Below are 19,284 nucleotides of genomic sequence, written 5' to 3' on the forward strand. Positions count from 1 at the left end.
ATTATCAGAAATGGAATGATTCTTCCAGTAAATTAGTTATATCAACAAACTCTACAGCAATAGGGACCTTTTCCTCCATCGCTATTATTCCATTAAAGTCAACATCAAAATAGAAGGATTCAAAATAATAGCGTTTATCCTTGTACATTCCGTGATGTTCAAATACTTCTAATTGCTTTAAATCTTTCAAAGCACATCCAGCGGCCTTTAACAAAGCTTCTTTCCGTACCCAAAACCAATAAAATCGCTCCAAAGAATTTTTAGCTTCAATAATAGAACTCCACTCCGTTTGCGTAAATAAATAGTTGAATAGTTTTAAATCAATATTTTTCTTCTTCTCAATATCAATTCCAACAGAAAACTTGGTACCAAAAATTAGTGCAACGTACCAATTGCTGTGAGAAATGGAGAAATTATAAGTCGTAAAACTCGGTTTTCCAAGTTCAGAGTAGCGTATTTCTTCCAATAAAGAAGTGGAAATGCCGTTTTTAAACAATGCTTTTTTCAACAACAGTCGTCCAGTAATGTAACTCAAAGAATCGACTTTGTCTAAATACCTGTTCGCCCTTTCCCACGTGGATTCAGGAAGGTTTTTTAGCAACATTTCTTTGGTGAAAAAAGTGTTGCTTTCTGGCATTTTTACGATCGATATTTTTTGCATCCAATCCTTTTGTAAAATATTTATGATAATATATCAAATAGTCTCCGCTATAATTCATTATTTTTGGTACCAGATTTTAACAAATAGTACCGAACAGTCAAATTTAAGTAAAGTAAATGATTACGAAAGAATATATCGTAAAGATAACCACTCAATTATACTTAAAAAATGGTGTGAAATCTGTAACTATTGCAGACATCAGTAAGGAATTGAGCACCTCAAAACGGACGATTTATAATCATTTTATAGATAAAACTGATTTAATGCAAGCTTGTGTAGAGCAATATCTAGCGGGCATTAGAAGTAATAACGACGAAATCATTAACACCTGTAGCTCTGCCATTGAAGCAATGGGAATGATTCAACAACAAATTTTGAAAAGGGCAGATTATAGCAATTCAAACTTTTATAAAGACATACTAAAATATTATCCTAGTGTTTTAAAAGACTCTTATGAAAAGAATGTAGAATTTGCCTTTCGCGAATTGCTGTATCTATCTAAATGGGGTGTAAAAGAAGGCTTGTTCAGAAAAGATATGGATTCTGAAGTTACAATGGCTGCAATTCAAACACTGCTAAAATTGTGTAACAATTCAAAAATATTTCCCTCCAAACAATTTTCGAAAGCCAGACTTACTGAAGGTATTATGGTTGCATACCTAAGAGGGTTTTGTACCGAAGAAGGTCTTTTGGAAGTTGAAAAACAAAAACACCTTTACTTAAACATAGAATAAAAAAATATGGACACTATCAATAGTTCACTTAAAAAAACTCCAGTAGCAATTATTGGTTTGTCTGCTATGTTTGCGGATGCAAGCAATGTAGCTGAATTTTGGAACAATATTATCAATCAAAAAGATAGTATTGTAGATGTTCCTGAATCGCGTTGGAAAATAGAAGATTACTATGATGCTGACCCTAGAGTGGCAGATAAGACCTATTGTAAAAAGGGCGGTTTTATACCTGATGTAGACTTCAATCCAATGGAATTTGGTTTGCCTCCAAACATTTTAGAAGTTACAGACGCATCTCAGCTACTGTCCTTAATAGGGGCTAGAGATGCTTTTGAAGACGCTGGTTATGGTAGAGAATCTGATAAATTTACAGCGCTTTTAAAAGAAAGAACTGGTGTGATCCTAGGGGTTGGAGGAGGTCAAAAATTAATTACTCCTCTTACCTCTAGGCTGCAAGCTCCTATTTGGGAGGCAGCCTTGAAGAGTAGTGGAATTAGCGATGCGGATATTCCACATATTATTGAAAAAATGAAGAAAGCATATATAGGATGGAATGAAAATTCTTTTCCGGGTATGTTAGGAAATGTTATCTCAGGTCGAATCACCAATCGTTTTGATTTAGGGGGGATTAACTCTGTGGTGGATGCAGCATGTGCGGCTTCACTATCTGCTATTAAAATGGCAGTTTCTGAATTGATTGAAGGAAGATGTGATATGATGTTAACCGGTGGTGTCGATACAGATAACTCTCCGTTTATGTATATGTCTTTCTCTAAAACCCCTGCTTTTTCACAAAAAGGGAGTATTCGTCCGTTTGATACCGATTCTGACGGAATGTTGATCGGAGAAGGCGTTGGGATGCTAGTGTTAAAAAGATTAGAAGACGCAGAACGAGATGGAGATAGAATTTACGGTCTATTGACTGGAGTTGGCTCTTCTAGTGATGGTCGTTACAAATCAGTGTACGCACCGCGTCCTCACGGGCAAGCTTTAGCCATGCAACGCGCTTATGACGAGGCCGGCTACGATGCGTCTACGGTAAAATTAATTGAAGGTCATGGTACTGCAACTGGAGCTGGTGATGCTGCTGAGTTTGAGTCGATGTCTATGGTTTTTGGTAAAAGTGATCCTACACTAAACCATATTGCTATTGGTTCTGTAAAATCGCAAATCGGTCATACAAAGGCAGCCGCAGGTGCTGCTGGAATGATAAAAGCGGCTTTAGCTTTATATCATAAAGTATTGCCGGGTACTATAAACGTAACGAAGCCTCACGAAAAATTTGGGATTGAAAAATCTCCCTTCTATGTAAATGCTGAAACAAGACCTTGGTTTAAAAATGGAGTGCCTCGCAGAGCTGGTTTATCTGCTTTTGGATTTGGTGGGGTCAACGTTCATTTTGCAATGGAAGAGTATGAAAACAAGACTTCGTTTAAAGATAGAATGCATCAAACATTCCACAGTATTTATATAAAAGCTGCAGATGCTAGCGAATTGTTAACCATTAGTAAAAACACGATCGCTGGTTTAAAGTCAAAAGAAAGAACAACCGCATTTTACAATTTAAAAGAAAAGTCAAAGCAAGGCACTGCAAAACAAAACGAAGCTCGTTTAGGTTTTGTAGCTGAATCTTTGATTGATTGTATCGCCAATTTAGAAATAGCAGTAACACAATTAGAAAGTAACAAGGAGGCTTGGTCGCATCCAAAGGGAATATTCTTTAGACCCAATGGAATTTCAAGCACAGCGAAGGTTGCTTCATTATTCTCTGGTCAAGGTTCTCAATATGCTAATATGGGAAAAGAGGCGACTAGTAGTTTTGAAACTCTACAAAAAACTATTGCCGATTTTGATGCTAAAAAGGGAAATAATTTAGCAAATAAAATGTACCCAAAACCGGTATTTACAGTCGAGGATAAAGCAATTTTAGAAAAAAACATTACAAATACAGAATTTGCACAACCGGCAATTGGTGCCATAAGTTTAGGCTATTATAAGGTATTTAAAAATGCTGGTTTCGCAAGTGATATGGCGGCAGGACATAGTTTTGGTGAGCTTACTGCTCTTTGCGCATCAGGCGTACTCAGCGAAAGCGACTATATGACACTTGCAATTGCTCGTGGTAAAGCTATGGCAGGTGAAAATGTAAGTGGTGATGCAGGTACTATGTTAGCTGTTAAAGCTTCTGCTTTAGAAATTAAGCCTTTAATTGCTGGTATAACCGGTGTGTCTATAGCAAATATAAACGCATCAAACCAAATAGTTTTAGGGGGAACAACAGAAGGTATAACGAAGGTAAAAACACTTTTAGACACTAAAAAATTCCGCTCTGTTTTATTGCCTGTTTCTGCTGCTTTTCATACAGACTGCGTTGGACACGCACAAAAGCCTTTTGAGAAAAGTATAAAGGCTGTAAAATTTTTAAGCCCAGTACTTCCTGTGTACTCAAATTTTACTGGAGATGCATACCCAACTCAAGCCAGTGAAATTAAAAAAATCCTAGCACAGCATATTTTAAATTCGGTTGATTTTAAAAGTGAAATTGAAAATATGTACGCCGCTGGGGCAAGAGTCTTTGTTGAGTTTGGGCCGAAGTCTATTTTAACAAATCTGGTGAAAGATATCTTAGCAGATAAAGAACATTTTGTAGTAGCTACAAATGCAAAAGCGACTAAAAACAGTGATTTACAAATTAGAGAAGCTGCGATACAATTACAAGTTTTAGGATGTCAATTAGGAGCTATAGACAGCAACGCGCGTCAAGAATCTGCTCCCTTAGCCCAACCTAAAATGGCAGTTAAAATCGCTGGGAATAATTATGTGAGCCCAACAACGCAAAAAGCGTATAAAGATGTTTTAAATAACGGATTTAAAGTGAGCGGAGCAACAAATATTATTAAAACAGAAGAAGATATTAAGGAAATTGAAGTTATCTCAGAAGTTATAAACGCAGTTCCTACATATACAAATGAAGTTAGTTCAGACCAAGAAACAGAAGACGATATGATGGTAGATGTTATTAAAAGTGCCATTGATGGCATTAAAGAAAACCAATCTAAAACATTGGATATGTTCCAGACAATTTTGATGGAACAAAACAAACAAACGGCGCAATTATTAGGCCTGTTATCAGGAAATTATGCCCCTGAACAAAATGTTTTAGAAGCACCAAAAGCACCGTTAACTATGGCAAATTTGGCAGCTGTTACGGAATCTACAGAAACACCTATTCCGGTTCAGTCCTCAGCGCCAATAGCTAAGCCAGTAGCCCAAAAGGTTGTGAGCACAGCTCCTGCTGCTGAAAATTCGGAAATGCTAAACCTTATGTTAGGCGTAGTTGCAGACAAGACGGGATATCCTTCAGAAATGTTAGAATTAAGTATGGATATGGAAGCCGATTTAGGAATCGATTCTATCAAACGTGTGGAGATTTTTGGCGCTATTACTGAGCAATCAGATAAATTAACGGACATCAACCCTAACGACTTAACAGAACTTAGAACATTACAAGAAATTGTGGATTACATTTCCGCGAAAGCTGGAATAAGCGCTACTTCTGCGCCTGTTGCAACACCAAAAGAAACAGCTCCTGTTGCTGAAACTTCTGCTCCTGCTGCTACACCAATAGCTGAGCCAAGGACTCCTGCGGAAGGAAATTCAGAAATGTTAGACCTTATGTTAAGTGTAGTTGCAGACAAAACGGGATATCCTTCAGAAATGTTAGAATTAAGTATGGATATGGAAGCAGATTTAGGAATCGATTCTATCAAACGTGTGGAGATTTTTGGGGCCATTACTGAGCAATCAGATAAATTAACGGACATCAACCCTAACGACTTAACAGAGCTTAGAACACTGCAAGAAATTGTGGATTACATTTCCGCGAAAGCTGGAATAAGCGCTACTTCTGCGCCTGTCGCAACACCAAAAGAAATAGCTCCTGTTGCTGAAACTTCTGCTCCCGTTGCTACCCCAATAGCTGAAACAACGGTCTCTTCGGAAGGAAATTCAGAGATGTTAGACCTTATGTTAAGCGTAGTCGCAGATAAAACAGGCTATCCTGCTGAAATGTTAGAATTGAGTATGGATATGGAAGCAGATTTAGGAATCGATTCTATCAAGCGTGTAGAGATTTTTGGAGCCATTACTGAGCAATCAGATAAATTAACAGATATCAATCCTAACGACTTAACAGAACTAAGGACGCTACAAGAGATTGTGGATTACATTTCTGCGAAAGCTGGAATAAGCGCCACTTCTACTCCAGTTGCTGCACCAATAGCAGTGACTCCTGAAGTTGTGTCCAATGATTTGTCCTCTACTCCAGTAGTTGAAACGACTGCTCTTTCCGAAGGAAATTCAGAGATGTTAGATCTTATGCTCAGCGTAGTTGCAGACAAAACAGGTTATCCTGCTGAAATGCTAGAATTGAGTATGGATATGGAAGCCGATTTAGGAATCGATTCTATCAAACGTGTAGAGATTTTTGGAGCCATTACTGAGCAATCAGATAAATTAACAGATATCAATCCTAATGACCTAACAGAACTAAGGACCTTACAAGAAATCGTTGATTACATTTCCGAGAAAGCTGGGATTTCAAGTAAAAAAAAAAGCCTCAGCCTAGCGTAATTAAGGGTCAAAAAGATTCAGTCATCAAGGAGGATTCTTCAAAGCAAGAATTCTCTTTGCCTACTAACTTTCACAAGGTGCCAAGAAAATCGATTGGCTTAAAATTCATTCCTAAAGTAGATATATTAGTCCAAGACATTGCGGCCTTAAAACCTCTTGTAATTACAGATGAAGGAAGTGATTTGACGCTGGCTGTAAAGGCAAAATTAGAAAGTGAAGGGTATACTGTTATCGTAATTCAATTCGATACTTTCAAAAAGAATGCGTCTATAAAAAATGGAATTCCTGTTTCAGAAATAAACGATCAAAATATAAAAGCTGCAATAGATACGATCTTGGTTAAAAATGAAATTGGCGCTTTTATTTATTTACATCCACATTTTACATTTTCGGGACATAACTTCACACAACATTTTGACAGAGAACGCTCCTTGCTAAAAGCAACGTTCTTATTGGCGAAATATTTACAAGCCCCCTTAAATACTGCGAGCAAAACACAAAGAACTGCTTTTATGACAGTATCTCGTTTAGACGGAAAATTTGGAATGGACAAGCGGTCTGATATTTCAATAGTTGCTGGTGGATTATCTGGATTAACGAAGTGTATGAACCTAGAATGGTCTCCTGTATTTTGTAGGGCTATAGATGCAAAACCCGAATTAGCTGCGAAAGAAATTGCAGATAATGTATTCCTAGAATTGCATGATGCAGATGTTCGTTATGTAGATGTCGCCATCAATGAAAATGGTCGAATGACGTATGAGGTGACCGCTAACGAATCGCCTGCTGCCAAAAACTACCAACAAACCGTTACAGACAAAGATGTATTTTTAGTAGCCGGAGGAGGCAGAGGCGTTACCGCTACTTGTATCAAAGAAATGAACATTTCTTTTAGGTCTAAATTCATTTTACTAGGGAGGTCCTCTTTAGATTTTGAGTTACCCACATATGCTTTAAATGAAGATAATCCTGCAAAACTTAAAAATGCCATAATGCTGGAGATGAAAGCTAGCGGCGAAAAAGTTTCGATTAAAGGATTGAATAGTACGTTTAATAAATACGTTGCCAAAAAGGAAATTGAAGAGACCATTGCTCATATAAAAGCAAATGGGGGAGATGCGGTTTATGTCGCTGGTGACGTTACAAATTTAACAATCAAGCCTGAATTACTTGACATTGAAAAGCAATGGGGAAAAATTACCGGAATCATTCACGGCGCTGGTCGTTTAGCAGATAAACTAATTCAAGACAAGACAGAAGATATTTTTGATAAGGTTACTTCGGTAAAATTAGACGGTTTATTAGGTCTTTTAAAAATGGTCAATATCAATGAATTGAAACATTTGATTATGTTTTCATCGGTAGCGGGTTTCTACGGAAATGTTGGGCAATCGGATTATGCGATGGCAAACGAAATTTTGAGTACTGCGGCACATTTGTTTAGTACAAACCATCCAAACACAAAAGTTACCGCGATTAATTGGGGAGCTTGGGAAGGCGGAATGGTGAGTCCAGAATTACAGAAAATGTTTGAGGAAGCAGGCGTTTCTTTAGTGAATCATCTAGGCGGAGCTGCTCGTTTTGTTCAAGAATTAAATGGGGCATATCACAATCAACCTCAAGTAATTATTGGCGGTACCTTACCTGCGGGTATTTCAGATATTTCTGGGGATCTCAAGACCTACACAATTCAACGAAATTTAAGTCTGAAAGATAATGTGTTTTTAAACCATCACGTTATTCAAGGAAGTCCTGTCTTGCCAATGGTAAACGCTACAGCTTGGATGGCAGATTCTTGTGTAAAATTATTCCCAGATTACAAATTAGCAAGCATAGAAAATGTAAAACTATTTAAAGGGATTGTTTTCGATGGTACAGAAAAAGAGCTGTATTTCACAGAAGTGAAAGAGCAAAGTAAAACAGCAGACCATATAGTCTGTAATGTAACGGTGTATGGTAGAGGAGCAAAGCTCCCTTTAAATCATTACCGATCTACAGTTACACTTTCTCGAAAGCGTGCTGATAAACCTAAATTTCAAACACCTAGTTTAAAAGAGAACAACCTAGATGGGGCTACTTTTTATAAAGATGGTTCTTTATTTCACGGTGCTTTTTACCAAGGTATAGAAGAAGTTGTGTCAATGGATAAGGAGCAAGTTTTATTAAAATGTAAAGCGCCAGCAGTTTCTTTTGAAGACCAAGGGCAGTTTCCTAGCACTAGCTTGAATGCGTTTTTCTTAGATATTCAATATCAAGGGATGGTGGTATGGGTACAAAAGTTTCATAATGGGGCCAATAGTCTGCCTTTACAAACCTTAAAAGGATTCGTGTATGGAGAAATTCCTGCAGACAAAAGTTTCTATGTACACATAAAAATACAAGAGAACTCACCTGCAAAAATGATTGCAGATTGTACTGTATACGATGAAAATGGAGCGGTATTTTTATTTACTGAAGGTGCGGGATTAACGGTTTCAGAAGGGTTAACCTGGTAGTGCGCGCTAACGGCTACAATCAAAAAGAAAAATGAAAGAAAAAATAGCAATCATAGGTATGTCATCCCTTTTTCCCGGGTCTAAAACTTTACAAGAGTTTTGGAACAACCTTATGGATAAAAAAGACTTAACCGGTATGGCTACAAAAGATGATTTTGGCGCAGATCCAGAACTCTTTTATAAAAAAGAAAAGGGAGTTATAGATCGTTGCTACTCATTACGTGGAGGATATATTCGTGATTATAAATTTAATAGTGCAGATTTTGGTTCTGAGGACCTAAGTGATTTAGACCAAATGTATCAATGGGGCTTGCAAGTGACCAAGGATGCTTTAATTAACGGGGGTTATTGGAGTAGCCCCCAAGCTTTAGATACTTGTGGTGTAATCTTCGGAAATTTATCTTTTCCAACAAAGTCATCCCATAAAATTCTTGCTCCTATCTACGCAAAAACCCTCGAAAAAGGAATTAGAAGCCTGTTAAAAGACGACAGTTTTGAAATTCCAGCAACTGAATATGAAATTCCAAAAAACAATCCTTTAGAAGGAGATGTTTCAGAGTTGGTCAAAAATATAATAGGTTTAAAAGGGACAAATTTCGATTTAGATGCTGCTTGCGCTTCTTCACTGTATGCCATTAAAATGGCTTGTGATGAATTATTAACAGGTAAAGCAGATATGATGTTGGCGGGTGCAGTTTGCTCTTCAGACCAATTGTTTATCCATATGGGGTTTTCTATTTTCCACGCCTATGCAGCCCACGATAAAAAATACTCACCATTAGACAAAGATTCTTCGGGATTAGTATCGTCTGAAGGTGCTGGGATGATTCTTCTGAAACGTTTATCGGATGCGGAAAAAGATGGAGATAACATCATTGGCGTTATTTCAGGAATTGGTTTATCTAATGACGGAGCGGGTAAATTTTTATTGAGTCCGAATCCGAAAGGACAAACATTGGCTTATGAAAGAGCTTATAATGGAACTATTTCTAAAGAAAACACCTCCTATATAGAATGCCACGCAACAGGTACTCCTCTTGGTGATGTTACTGAAATTAATTCACTCGAAATTTTTTTTGGAGACAATCCAGTTAAATTGCGTTTAGGTTCTGTGAAATCGAATATGGGCCATATGTTAACTGCTGCAGGAATGCCTAGTTTAATGAAAGTGTTGCTTTCTATGGAACATAATTTGATTCCCCCAGGAATTAATATGTCTGAGGCAATTCAATCTAAAAATGGTTGGTTTGAGAGAGAGCAAATCATAGAAGAAACTTTAAAATGGGAAACAGACTATAAACAAGCCGCTGTAAACTCTTTTGGCTTTGGTGGCACCAATGCTCATCTAGTTGTCGAAAGTCATGGTGAAGAAAAAAGTAAAAAACACACAGACGTTACACTAAAAAAGATGGCCATCACTAGTATGGAAGTTCATTTTGGTGATTGCGATACGCTCGCTAGTTTTTACCAATCTATTTTTGAAGGAAAGCAGCATTTTTCTCAGATGCCGTTGAATAGATGGAAGGGTTTTGAGAACAATAGTGAATTATTAACCGATTTTGGTTTAGATACTAAAAACCGCATTAAAGGGAATTTTATATCTGAGTTTGAGATGGATTTAATGCGTTATAAAATCCAACCCAATGAAATTGGTACTATGGAGCCACAGCAAGCTTTGATTTTAAAAGTGGCAGACCAAGCCATTCAAAATTCAAACTTGAAAATGGGAGAAAATGTAGCTGTTTTAATTGCTATGAATCCTGAACTTGCCATACATAATTACTTGGCGCGTTGGGACAGTGAATGGCAACTAAATAAAGCTTTAGATAGTGCCGGAATCGATTTAGAGGAAACACAAAAAACAACACTCTTAGAGGAGTGTCGTAATATATTATATCAAATAGGGGACGTACAAACACCATCTCAGCATACCAGTTTTGTGGGTAATATTATGTCGAGCCGTATTTCGGCCTTATGGGATTTTAATGGTCCTTCATTTACAATTACCAACGGAAGCAATGGTACAACAAGAGCTTTAGAAGTGGCGCAAAATATGCTGTCTTTGGGTGAAGTTGATGCGGTTGTTGTGGGGGCGGTCGAATTTTCTGGTAGTATGGAAGCTGTGCTCTTAAGAAACCTAGTAGATAGTGTAAATCAAGGGAAACATCCAAGTTTGTCCTTTAATACGGACGATTATGGTTGGTTGATTGGAGAAGGAGCATCGGCAATTGTTTTAAAAGCAAATGACGCAATTACCAAAACAGACACTGTTTATGCTACTATTGACGCTATAGGAGATTTAGCAACTGATAAAAATATCGCTTTACAAGAATTAGTGGCTTCTGGATTTAAGCAGGAAGATAAACTGGAGCAATCCCAATTATTAACTAATACTTCGGATAATAGCATTGCATTAGGCTCGGTAAAAGCTAATATAGGGCATACTTTTGCTGCGGCTGGATTGGCCTCCATTGTAAAAACAGCACTTTGTTTGTATCATCAATTTATACCAGGGATTCCGAATTGGAAATCAGTAAAAAACGATGCGTTAAAAAATAGTGCGTACTATTTTCCGAGCCAGTCTAGACCTTGGATTAACGAAACAGAATACCCTAGACAAGCACTAGTGAATTTGAGTTTAAATTCTCGTATAAAACTATCTGAATCTTCAAACTCAAAACACAATAAAATTGATAATTTTCTAAAAAAGCATTTGTTTGTTTTAAAAGGAAATACCCAAAAGGAACTTAGAGAAAACCTAGACCTAATTAGTAAAGACATTCTCGTTGATGATCTGGATTTTATAGCGCAGGCTTATTTCGATAAAGCTTCAAAAACCAAAGCTACATATAGTATTGTTTTAATTGCTTCTGGTCTGAAATCTATAGTTCAAGATATCACGTTTATAGAAAAACAATTGGAAATAGCATTTGCTAAAAAGACAGATATTAAATTACCAAGTGGTTCTTTCTTTAGTCCAAATCCAAGTGCAGCTAAAGGAGATTTAGCATTTGTATATCCAGGTTCAGCAACGAGTTATGAGGGGTTAGGGCAAGATTTATTTCAGTTTTTCCCAAATCTCTTAAGCGATTTCGAAAACCGAATTCCAAACCTTAAAGATTTCTTTGGTCTAGATTATTTATTCCCTAAAAAGCAAGACAGTGCAACTCCTTCGCCAAACATTCAGGGTGATGCGATTTCTATGATGTCGGCAGGAGTACTTTATTCCACCCTGTATACTCATATCTTACGAGAATATTTCGGTGTAAAGCCAAAAGCAGCTATGGGATATTCTATGGGTGAATGCAGTTCTATGTGGTATGCATTCGACATTTGGAATCCAGGAGAGGGAACCAAAATATTCCGCAACTCCCCAATTTTTAAAAATAAGTTTTCCGGTGATTTAGAATTATTAGCCGAAGAATGGAATATCAGTACGGAAGAAGCGAAGGCTAGATGGCAAAGTTGGATTTTATTAGAAAGTAAAGAAAAAGTAGAAGCTCAAATTTCAAACCATGATAAAGTCTCCATCACTTTTGTAAACTCTAAAAAAGAGTTGATAATTTCTGGAGATAAAAGTCAATGTGAGACTTTAATTGCCGCTCTTAATTGTGCTTCTGTCCTAGTGCCTTTTCAAAATATTATTCATAACGAATTTTGTAAAAAAGAATATGATGGATTGATTGAAATGCATAATTTCCCATTAGAAAACCAACCAGAGGTTGATTTCTATTCTAGTTTAACGGGTGAGAAAATTCCAATGGATTCCTTAACAATCGCAGAAAACTCTACAAAAGTTTGCCATAAAACAGTGGATTTTCCCGCTTTCACCAAAAAAATGTCAACGAACGGATTTAGCACGTTTGTAGAACTCGGGCCAAATAGCACCTGTACCAATTGGATAAAGGATACACTAGACCAAAATAAACACTCCGCTTGTGCTATAGACAAGAAAGGTACGAGCTCGATACAGTCCTTATACGAATGTTTGGCGCAATTAATCTCTAACGGAATTGACATTGATTTAAGCTTATTATATCCTAATAAAAATCAGAAACAACTCAAAAAACGCTTTACTAAAAAAGTAGAAACAGGAGGAAGGCCTGTTTATGATGTGTTATTATCTGAAAACATGAAAAATCAGTTTGCTACAATCAAGCGAAAAGAAAAAGCACAAAATACAATAATAAATACAGGCTATAGTCAGTCGATTACAACGACACATATAGGAGAAAAAAAATTTAATATGATAGAAACTTCAAGACCAAAAACTGCGGCTAAAACTACTGTCAAGATTGCAGAAAATGGTTTAAAATTACAAGATTTTAATGATCCAAATCATTTAAAAGATAAAAATGTGATTTTCACCAAAGAAGATTTAATTGAATTTTCAGAAGGAAAAATCGGAAATGTTTTTGGTGCAGAATACAATGTCATTGACCAATATAAACGCAGGGTAATGTTGCCAATGGATCCTTATTTATTGGTGAGTAGAGTTACCGGTTTAGATGCTAAATTAGGAGAATATAAACCTTCTACGATGCAAACGGAATATGATATTCCTTACAATTCTGGGTATGCAACCGACACACAAATTCCTTGGGCAGTGTCTGTAGAATCTGGGCAATGTGACTTAATGCTGATTTCTTATTTAGGAATCGATTTAGAAAATAAAGGAGATTATGTGTATCGTTTATTGGATTGTACCTTAAACTTTATAGACGATTTGCCTTTCGAAGGGCAAACTTTGCGGTATGATATTTCTATAAATTCGTTTGTTAGAAATGGTCGTAATCTATTGTTCTTTTTTAGCTACGAGTGTTTTGTAGAAGACCGTATGGTGCTGAAGATGACCAATGGAGTTGCTGGTTTCTTTACCTATGAAGAATTGAGTAAAGGAAATGGAGTCGTTTATACCGACAGTGAAAAGAAAGTGTTGGCGGGCGTAGAAAAGAAAACATTCATTCCTTTTTTAACTACCAAAAAGACTTCTTTTGATATTGAAGATTTAAGGCATCTAATCAATGGAGATGCTCATAAATGTTTTGACGATATTTCTTATTTCCCCAATGGAAGAAATAAATCAATTCGACTTGCTCCAGAAAAAATGCTAATGTTAGACCGTATTACTAAGGCAGACGTCAATGGTGGTGCTTATGGCTTAGGAGAAATTATAGCGGAAAAAGACCTGAGTCCGGATGATTGGTATTTCCCCTGTCATTTTAGAGACGACCAAGTTTTAGCAGGTTCTCTGCAAGCAGAAGGGGGTGGAAATTTACTTCGTTTCTTTATGATGATGCTCGGATTACAACGCCTTAAAAAAGACGCCCGTTTCCAACCAATTTATGGACTACCACAAAAAGTAAGATGTAGAAAAGAAGTGACTCCTAATGATAAAGTACTAACGTATCGCCTAGTAATTAAAGAGATAGGATTGTTGCCTGATCCTTATGTGATTGGGGATTTAGAAATTATTGTAGATGGTGTCATTACGGTTCATTTTGCTAATTTAGGATTGCAAATAAGAGAAAAAGACAATCCGAAATACTTAGAACAACCTAAGAAAATAACCGAGAACGTTTTGCTAAATGAAACGGACATCGAGACATTTGCTTTGGGAAGATTAGCCGACTGTTTTGGCCCGGAATATGCGGTTTATGACAACAGAGCTTTGTCGCGCCAACCTAATACCGATTTACAAGTGGTAAGCCGAGTGGTTAAAATTGACGGAGAGCGTTTTAATTTCTCAAAAGCAACAAACATTTGGACAGAATACGACGTGCCTCAAGATGTTTGGTATTACAAACAAAATGCTTCAATGACCATGCCTTACGCGGTATTGATGGAAATTGCCTTACAGCCTTGTGGTTTATTAGGTGCATATTTAGGAAGCACGCTGCAGTTCCCGGACAAAGATTTATACTTTAGAAACCTAGATGGTGATGGTGAACTATTAGAGTTGCCTTCAGGTACTGACTTTAGAGGAAAAGTGATTAAGAACAAATCAACTTTAACTTCTTCTACAGCATTAGGAGGTTTTGTAATTCAGAAATACTTGTTTGAAGTATCTTTAGATGGGCATATATTCTATAAAGGGTTTTCTTCTTTTGGATTCTTTCCGAAGGAAGCCTTAGCGCAACAAGTGGGCTTAGATAAAGGTGAAGACGTCGCAGCTTGGTATGTGCAAAACAATTTGACAACCAAGGATTACTTCCAAATAAAACTAGATTCTTTATACGCAAAAATGAAATTGTATAAAGAGAAAGACAAAGCGAATACCTTCCGTTTGGCAGAAGACCAACTCAACTTATTAGACAGCGGTTTGGTCGTGAAAAACGGAGGAGAATTTGACAAAGGATACATCCATTGTTCTAAGGCAATTCATACATACGATTGGTTTTTTACTTGTCATTTTTATTCTGATCCAGTAATGCCAGGATCTTTAGGAGTAGAAGCTATTTCACAAGCGATGCAGTTATTTGCTTTGCAACAAGATTTAGGGAAAGACTTTAAAAACCCGCGATTTGTTCAAGTCGAGAACCATAAAACTGAGTGGAAATACCGTGGACAAATAAAAGTGAATGTAGAGAATATGCATTTAGAAGTGCATTTTAAAACCATAGAAAAACGAGGAGATACTTTGGTGCTAATTGCCAATGCATATCTATGGAACGAAGGCACAAGAATTTACCAGTTAACAGATTTGGCGTTGGGAATTCAAGAAGCTTAAAAGGACATTGGAAACAAAAATAGGATTGGTTTACAATTGAGTTCGTCCTGTTTCTTGTCTCCTTTTTCAAACTAATATAAAAAATCAAAACATAAGAAAATGATTGACTTAAAATGGATAGGTTCTCCCAGAGAAATTTCATTTGATATCCAAGGGATGTCTGACAAATTAAAAGATACTGCCATACCTTGTTATGTAGTGAAAGATTTATCAGGACGCACTGGAATTACGAATACTGGAACCATTCAATCTGAAGGAAAGGGCTTGTTTTTAAAAGCTATCGTTCCAGCATTTACTGCGGAAGATTTGGGGGATGCTTCGTTTAAAGAAGACTACCAAGTTAAATATGCTTATAAAGCGGGCGCTATGGCAAATGGAATTGCCTCTACAGATTTGGTGATTGCTTTAGGTAAAAACCAAATGATGGGTTCCTTTGGTGCTGCGGGGATGATTCCGTCACGGGTTAAAGAAGCCATAGCTGTTATTCAGAATGCCTTGCCTACTCTGGCCTATGCTTGCAATCTGATCCATAGCCCTATTGAAAAAGCTTTGGAAGAGGGCGCCGTAAACCTATATATAGAACATGGTGTAAAGGTGGTAGAAGCGTCGGCTTATATGAACTTATCAGAGCAGATTGTAAAATACAGGGCCGTAGGATTGAGTTTAGATGCTCACGGCGAAATTGTTATTGCCAATAAAGTGATTGGCAAGATCTCTAGAAAAGAAGTTGCCGAGCGTTTTATGTCGCCCGCTCCACTCCAATTTTTAGACAAGTTATTAGCAACGGGGAAAATTACTCAGCAACAACATGAATTGGCTCAAAAAGTACCAATGGCAGACGATATTACTGTGGAAGCTGATTCTGGAGGTCATACAGACAACCGTCCTATGGTTGTTGTTTTGCCTATCATTTTACAATTGAGAGATGAAATTCAGAAAAAACACCACTATAAGAAACAAATTAGAGTGGGTGCCGCTGGAGGAATAGGGACTCCTGCTTCTGCACTAGCCGCTTTTGCTATGGGTGCCGCTTATTTGGTGACAGGTTCTATCAATCAAGCGTGTATAGAATCCGGAACTTCAGATGCTGTGAAAGAATTACTCGCTAAAGTAGCCTCTACAGATGTGACGATGGCCCCAGCTTCTGATATGTTTGAATTGGGTGTAGAATTACAAGTCTTAAAACGGGGTACTTTGTTCGGCGCAAGAGCCAAGAAATTATACGAGACGTATAATCGATATGAAGGCATTGATGCCATTCCTGAAGAAGAACGGTTAAAACTAGAAAAACAGACCTTTAAAATGACATTGGAACAGGTGTGGGAGGGTTGCGTAAGCTTCTTTGAGGAAAGAGATCCCGAGCAAATAGAAAAAGCAAAAGGTAATCCAAAGCGTAAAATGGCTTTGATTTTCCGCTGGTATTTGGGCCTCTCTTCCAATTGGGCCAATGCAGGAGTTCCGGATAGAGTAATGGATTATCAAATTTGGTGTGGTCCAGCAATGGGAGCCTTTAATGAATGGACTAAAAACTCCTATCTAAGTGAAGCAAAAAACAGAAAGGTTGCTGATGTAGCGAATCATTTGTTAGAAGGTGCTGCTTATTTACATAGAATCAATACCATCAAAGACCAAGGAGTGGATTTACCACTTGAATTATTACAATTGGAGATTGCGAAAACACTCCCGCATTAAGATAAAATAGATGCATTTTATAGAAATAGCTATTTTGGTCTGTAATTGATGTAGCCTCTTTAAAGTTTAATAAAAAGTGTGTAGACCTAAGTAACCAATACAGATTATTAAAGGATTCAATTTTATGAAATAAAGCGGTGATTATTTTTTATTCAGCTTTTTCATTGCTCGGTTTATTTTTGTGAAGGCCAAAATATCCATAGGTTGTGCTTAGTATAAACCAGGCTAAAGAGCTCCTTCAATGCTATTAAGAGAAAACATAGGATGCGGTTAAAGTGCTCGTGCAGTTCTAAAGAAGAACCCTAAAACAATAAATTAGAGCGTATTTTTCATTATTTACAGCTATTTCAAAAACGATTACTTGATCGTGCGGGATGATGTAAATACCATTTTTTAGTTTTATAAGATTAGAGCAACCTACTGAGATAATAAATTTAGTAAAAGTAAAGAGGGCCATTATCTTGCGATAATGGCCCTCTTTTTTAAACAAGACTAAATATAACTAAAAATGATTCATAGATTAACGAATCATTTACTCCTTTATAAGTCTAATCGTATTATTTCCTTGCGCAGTAGCAATAGTCGCTAAGTAAATACCCGGGCTAAGGTTTGAAGCGTTAATTTCAAATGTAGACTCGTTAGGAGTTGCTACTGATACTCTTCTACCTGCCATATCGAACAGCGCTACAGAAGTAATGATGTTAGAACTTGCATTTACTGTCCAAAGTTCTGCTGTTGGGTTAGGATATACCGAAACGTCTACCGTTGAAAAATCTTCAGCACCTAGTGTCGCTTTGTGCAAGTATAAGTTATCAATGAATAAGGTTCTGTTTCCAGCTTCTGCACCTGCTACTGTAATGATAAATTGACGTAAAGCATCTCGTTGTTGCGTTGGATCTTCAGCATCAAAATCTGAAATAAGAATATCTGTGGACACCCATTCTCCAAATGTAGTGACAGGATTTGTTAATCCAAAAGCAGATGTTTCACCCATATCTCCAAGGTGGTTAGACCATTTAGGATTTACAACTAAACCAACATTTAAATCTGTTTGTATCCAATAATCCATATGGAAATGAGTAAAATCTGATGCGTCGAAAGTAGTACCCCAATCTACTAATAAAAAAGGAGTGTCTGGCTGGTTAAAATTGATTTGCTGAGTGTTGTCACCTTCTATTTGAATGGTTGTAATATCTTGACTACCGGCACCAAATGCTCCAAAATCTACATTTGGTTGTGCAGTATATGCATCACTAAAAAGAGAAAACACATCCGCTACTGGTCTATTTGGAGGCGTAGGAGCTGCTGTTATTGGAAGAACAGGGGCTACTCCTCCTCCTAAAACTAAAGATACATTATCAATCACGACCACACCTACGTCTGCACCCATGTCAAATAATACACGACTATTAGGAATTCCAAAGTCAGATGCTGTAAGCGTAACCTCAAATGTTTGCAAGGCTGGGGTTAACGTTACTGTCTCTGTAGCCGCAGCAAAAGGAGCTTCGTTCAGTCCAATACCTACAACCATCGTACGAGTATCGGGTGCGTCTGTAACTGCTTGAAATGAAAGCGTATACGTTTCTCCTTGAATAATCTCAACAACATTACTAAGGTTAACGTCAAAAGGCATTCCCGCCGTCATTACATTTGCGAAGTTAAAACTGTTTCCACCATCAGTTTGCACGTTTAAAGCGTTTCCAGACCAAGCTAGTTCGCCTTGTTCGAAATTGCCATTGGTTAACAGTTCTTGACCCTGCATAAAAACTCCACCTAATAGAGCAAAAAGAAATAATAAAGTAATTTTTTTCATTGTAAAAGAGTATTAATTAATATTAGTTAAATGAAAAATTTAGTGAGATTTATTTTTTAAGTAACAATCACTAAATTTTATTAATCTCAAAAATAACGGTAAAAATTACGAATTCCCAAAAAAAACACTATACAAAAACCATACACTTTAATTTTTAACTAAATTTTATGGAATTCTTTTTCTCTAAGTTTTACATCTAAAAATCAAGCAATGACTAATAAGAAGGAAATTCCTAAAAAACCATTGATGTTGTCGTCACGCACATCAGTTAGTGCTGTTGTGGGTATACTCTCGCAACAAACTTTTAAAGAAAAGGTTAAATGCATGAGAATGAACTGTAGCTATAGTAAGACCTATCTGTGATAACAATCGTAATTTATTTTTGATTTTGGGATACTCGAGCATCATAACATATAATAAGTCGATGCACGCGATTTTAAAATAGCAATAGGGGTATGTCTATCTACCTAAATTATTGGAGTTCCTTAAACAAAAAACGGTACTCAAGCATCCACAAAATGCATTGC

Annotated in this window: 7 protein-coding genes; 5 read left to right on the forward strand and 2 right to left on the reverse strand. The window is 36.9% G+C overall.

The window, feature by feature from the left end; all coding sequences use genetic code 11:
- Positions 1 to 4: 4 nt before the first annotated feature.
- Complete coding sequence (locus ABXT67_RS06270) at positions 5 to 661, reverse strand: 4'-phosphopantetheinyl transferase family protein (RefSeq protein WP_415376421.1); 657 nt, start codon at positions 659 to 661, stop codon at positions 5 to 7.
- Between the two features lie 116 nt (positions 662 to 777).
- On the opposite strand from ABXT67_RS06270, the gene ABXT67_RS06275 reads away from it, so the two are divergent.
- The 5 genes from ABXT67_RS06275 (at position 778) to ABXT67_RS06295 (ending at position 16,944) form a co-directional block, all read left to right on the forward strand.
- Positions 778 to 1,395, forward strand: a complete 618-nt coding sequence (locus tag ABXT67_RS06275; protein ID WP_415376422.1) for a TetR/AcrR family transcriptional regulator — start codon at positions 778 to 780, stop codon at positions 1,393 to 1,395.
- A gap of 6 nt (positions 1,396 to 1,401) precedes the next feature.
- On the forward strand, positions 1,402 to 6,027 hold the full coding sequence (locus tag ABXT67_RS06280; protein WP_415376423.1) for a beta-ketoacyl synthase N-terminal-like domain-containing protein: 4,626 nt from the start codon (positions 1,402 to 1,404) through the stop codon (positions 6,025 to 6,027).
- A gap of 77 nt (positions 6,028 to 6,104) precedes the next feature.
- On the forward strand, positions 6,105 to 8,522 hold the full coding sequence (locus ABXT67_RS06285) for an SDR family NAD(P)-dependent oxidoreductase (RefSeq protein WP_415376424.1): 2,418 nt from the start codon (positions 6,105 to 6,107) through the stop codon (positions 8,520 to 8,522).
- A 31-nt stretch (positions 8,523 to 8,553) separates the two neighbouring features.
- Positions 8,554 to 15,252: a PfaB family protein gene (locus ABXT67_RS06290; RefSeq protein WP_415376425.1), complete on the forward strand. Its 6,699-nt coding sequence runs from the start codon at positions 8,554 to 8,556 to the stop codon at positions 15,250 to 15,252.
- Between the two features lie 99 nt (positions 15,253 to 15,351).
- Complete coding sequence (locus tag ABXT67_RS06295) at positions 15,352 to 16,944, forward strand: PfaD family polyunsaturated fatty acid/polyketide biosynthesis protein (protein WP_415376426.1); 1,593 nt, start codon at positions 15,352 to 15,354, stop codon at positions 16,942 to 16,944.
- 532 nt (positions 16,945 to 17,476) lie between these two features.
- Here the strand turns inward: ABXT67_RS06295 and ABXT67_RS06300 are convergent.
- A complete protein-coding gene (locus ABXT67_RS06300) occupies positions 17,477 to 18,757 on the reverse strand; it encodes a T9SS type A sorting domain-containing protein (protein WP_415376427.1) in 1,281 nt (426 codons plus the stop codon).
- Between the last annotated feature and the right edge of the window lie 527 nt (positions 18,758 to 19,284).

This window comes from Patiriisocius sp. Uisw_017 (genome assembly GCF_047731265.1).
Taxonomy (GTDB): Bacteria; Bacteroidota; Bacteroidia; order Flavobacteriales; family Flavobacteriaceae; genus Patiriisocius.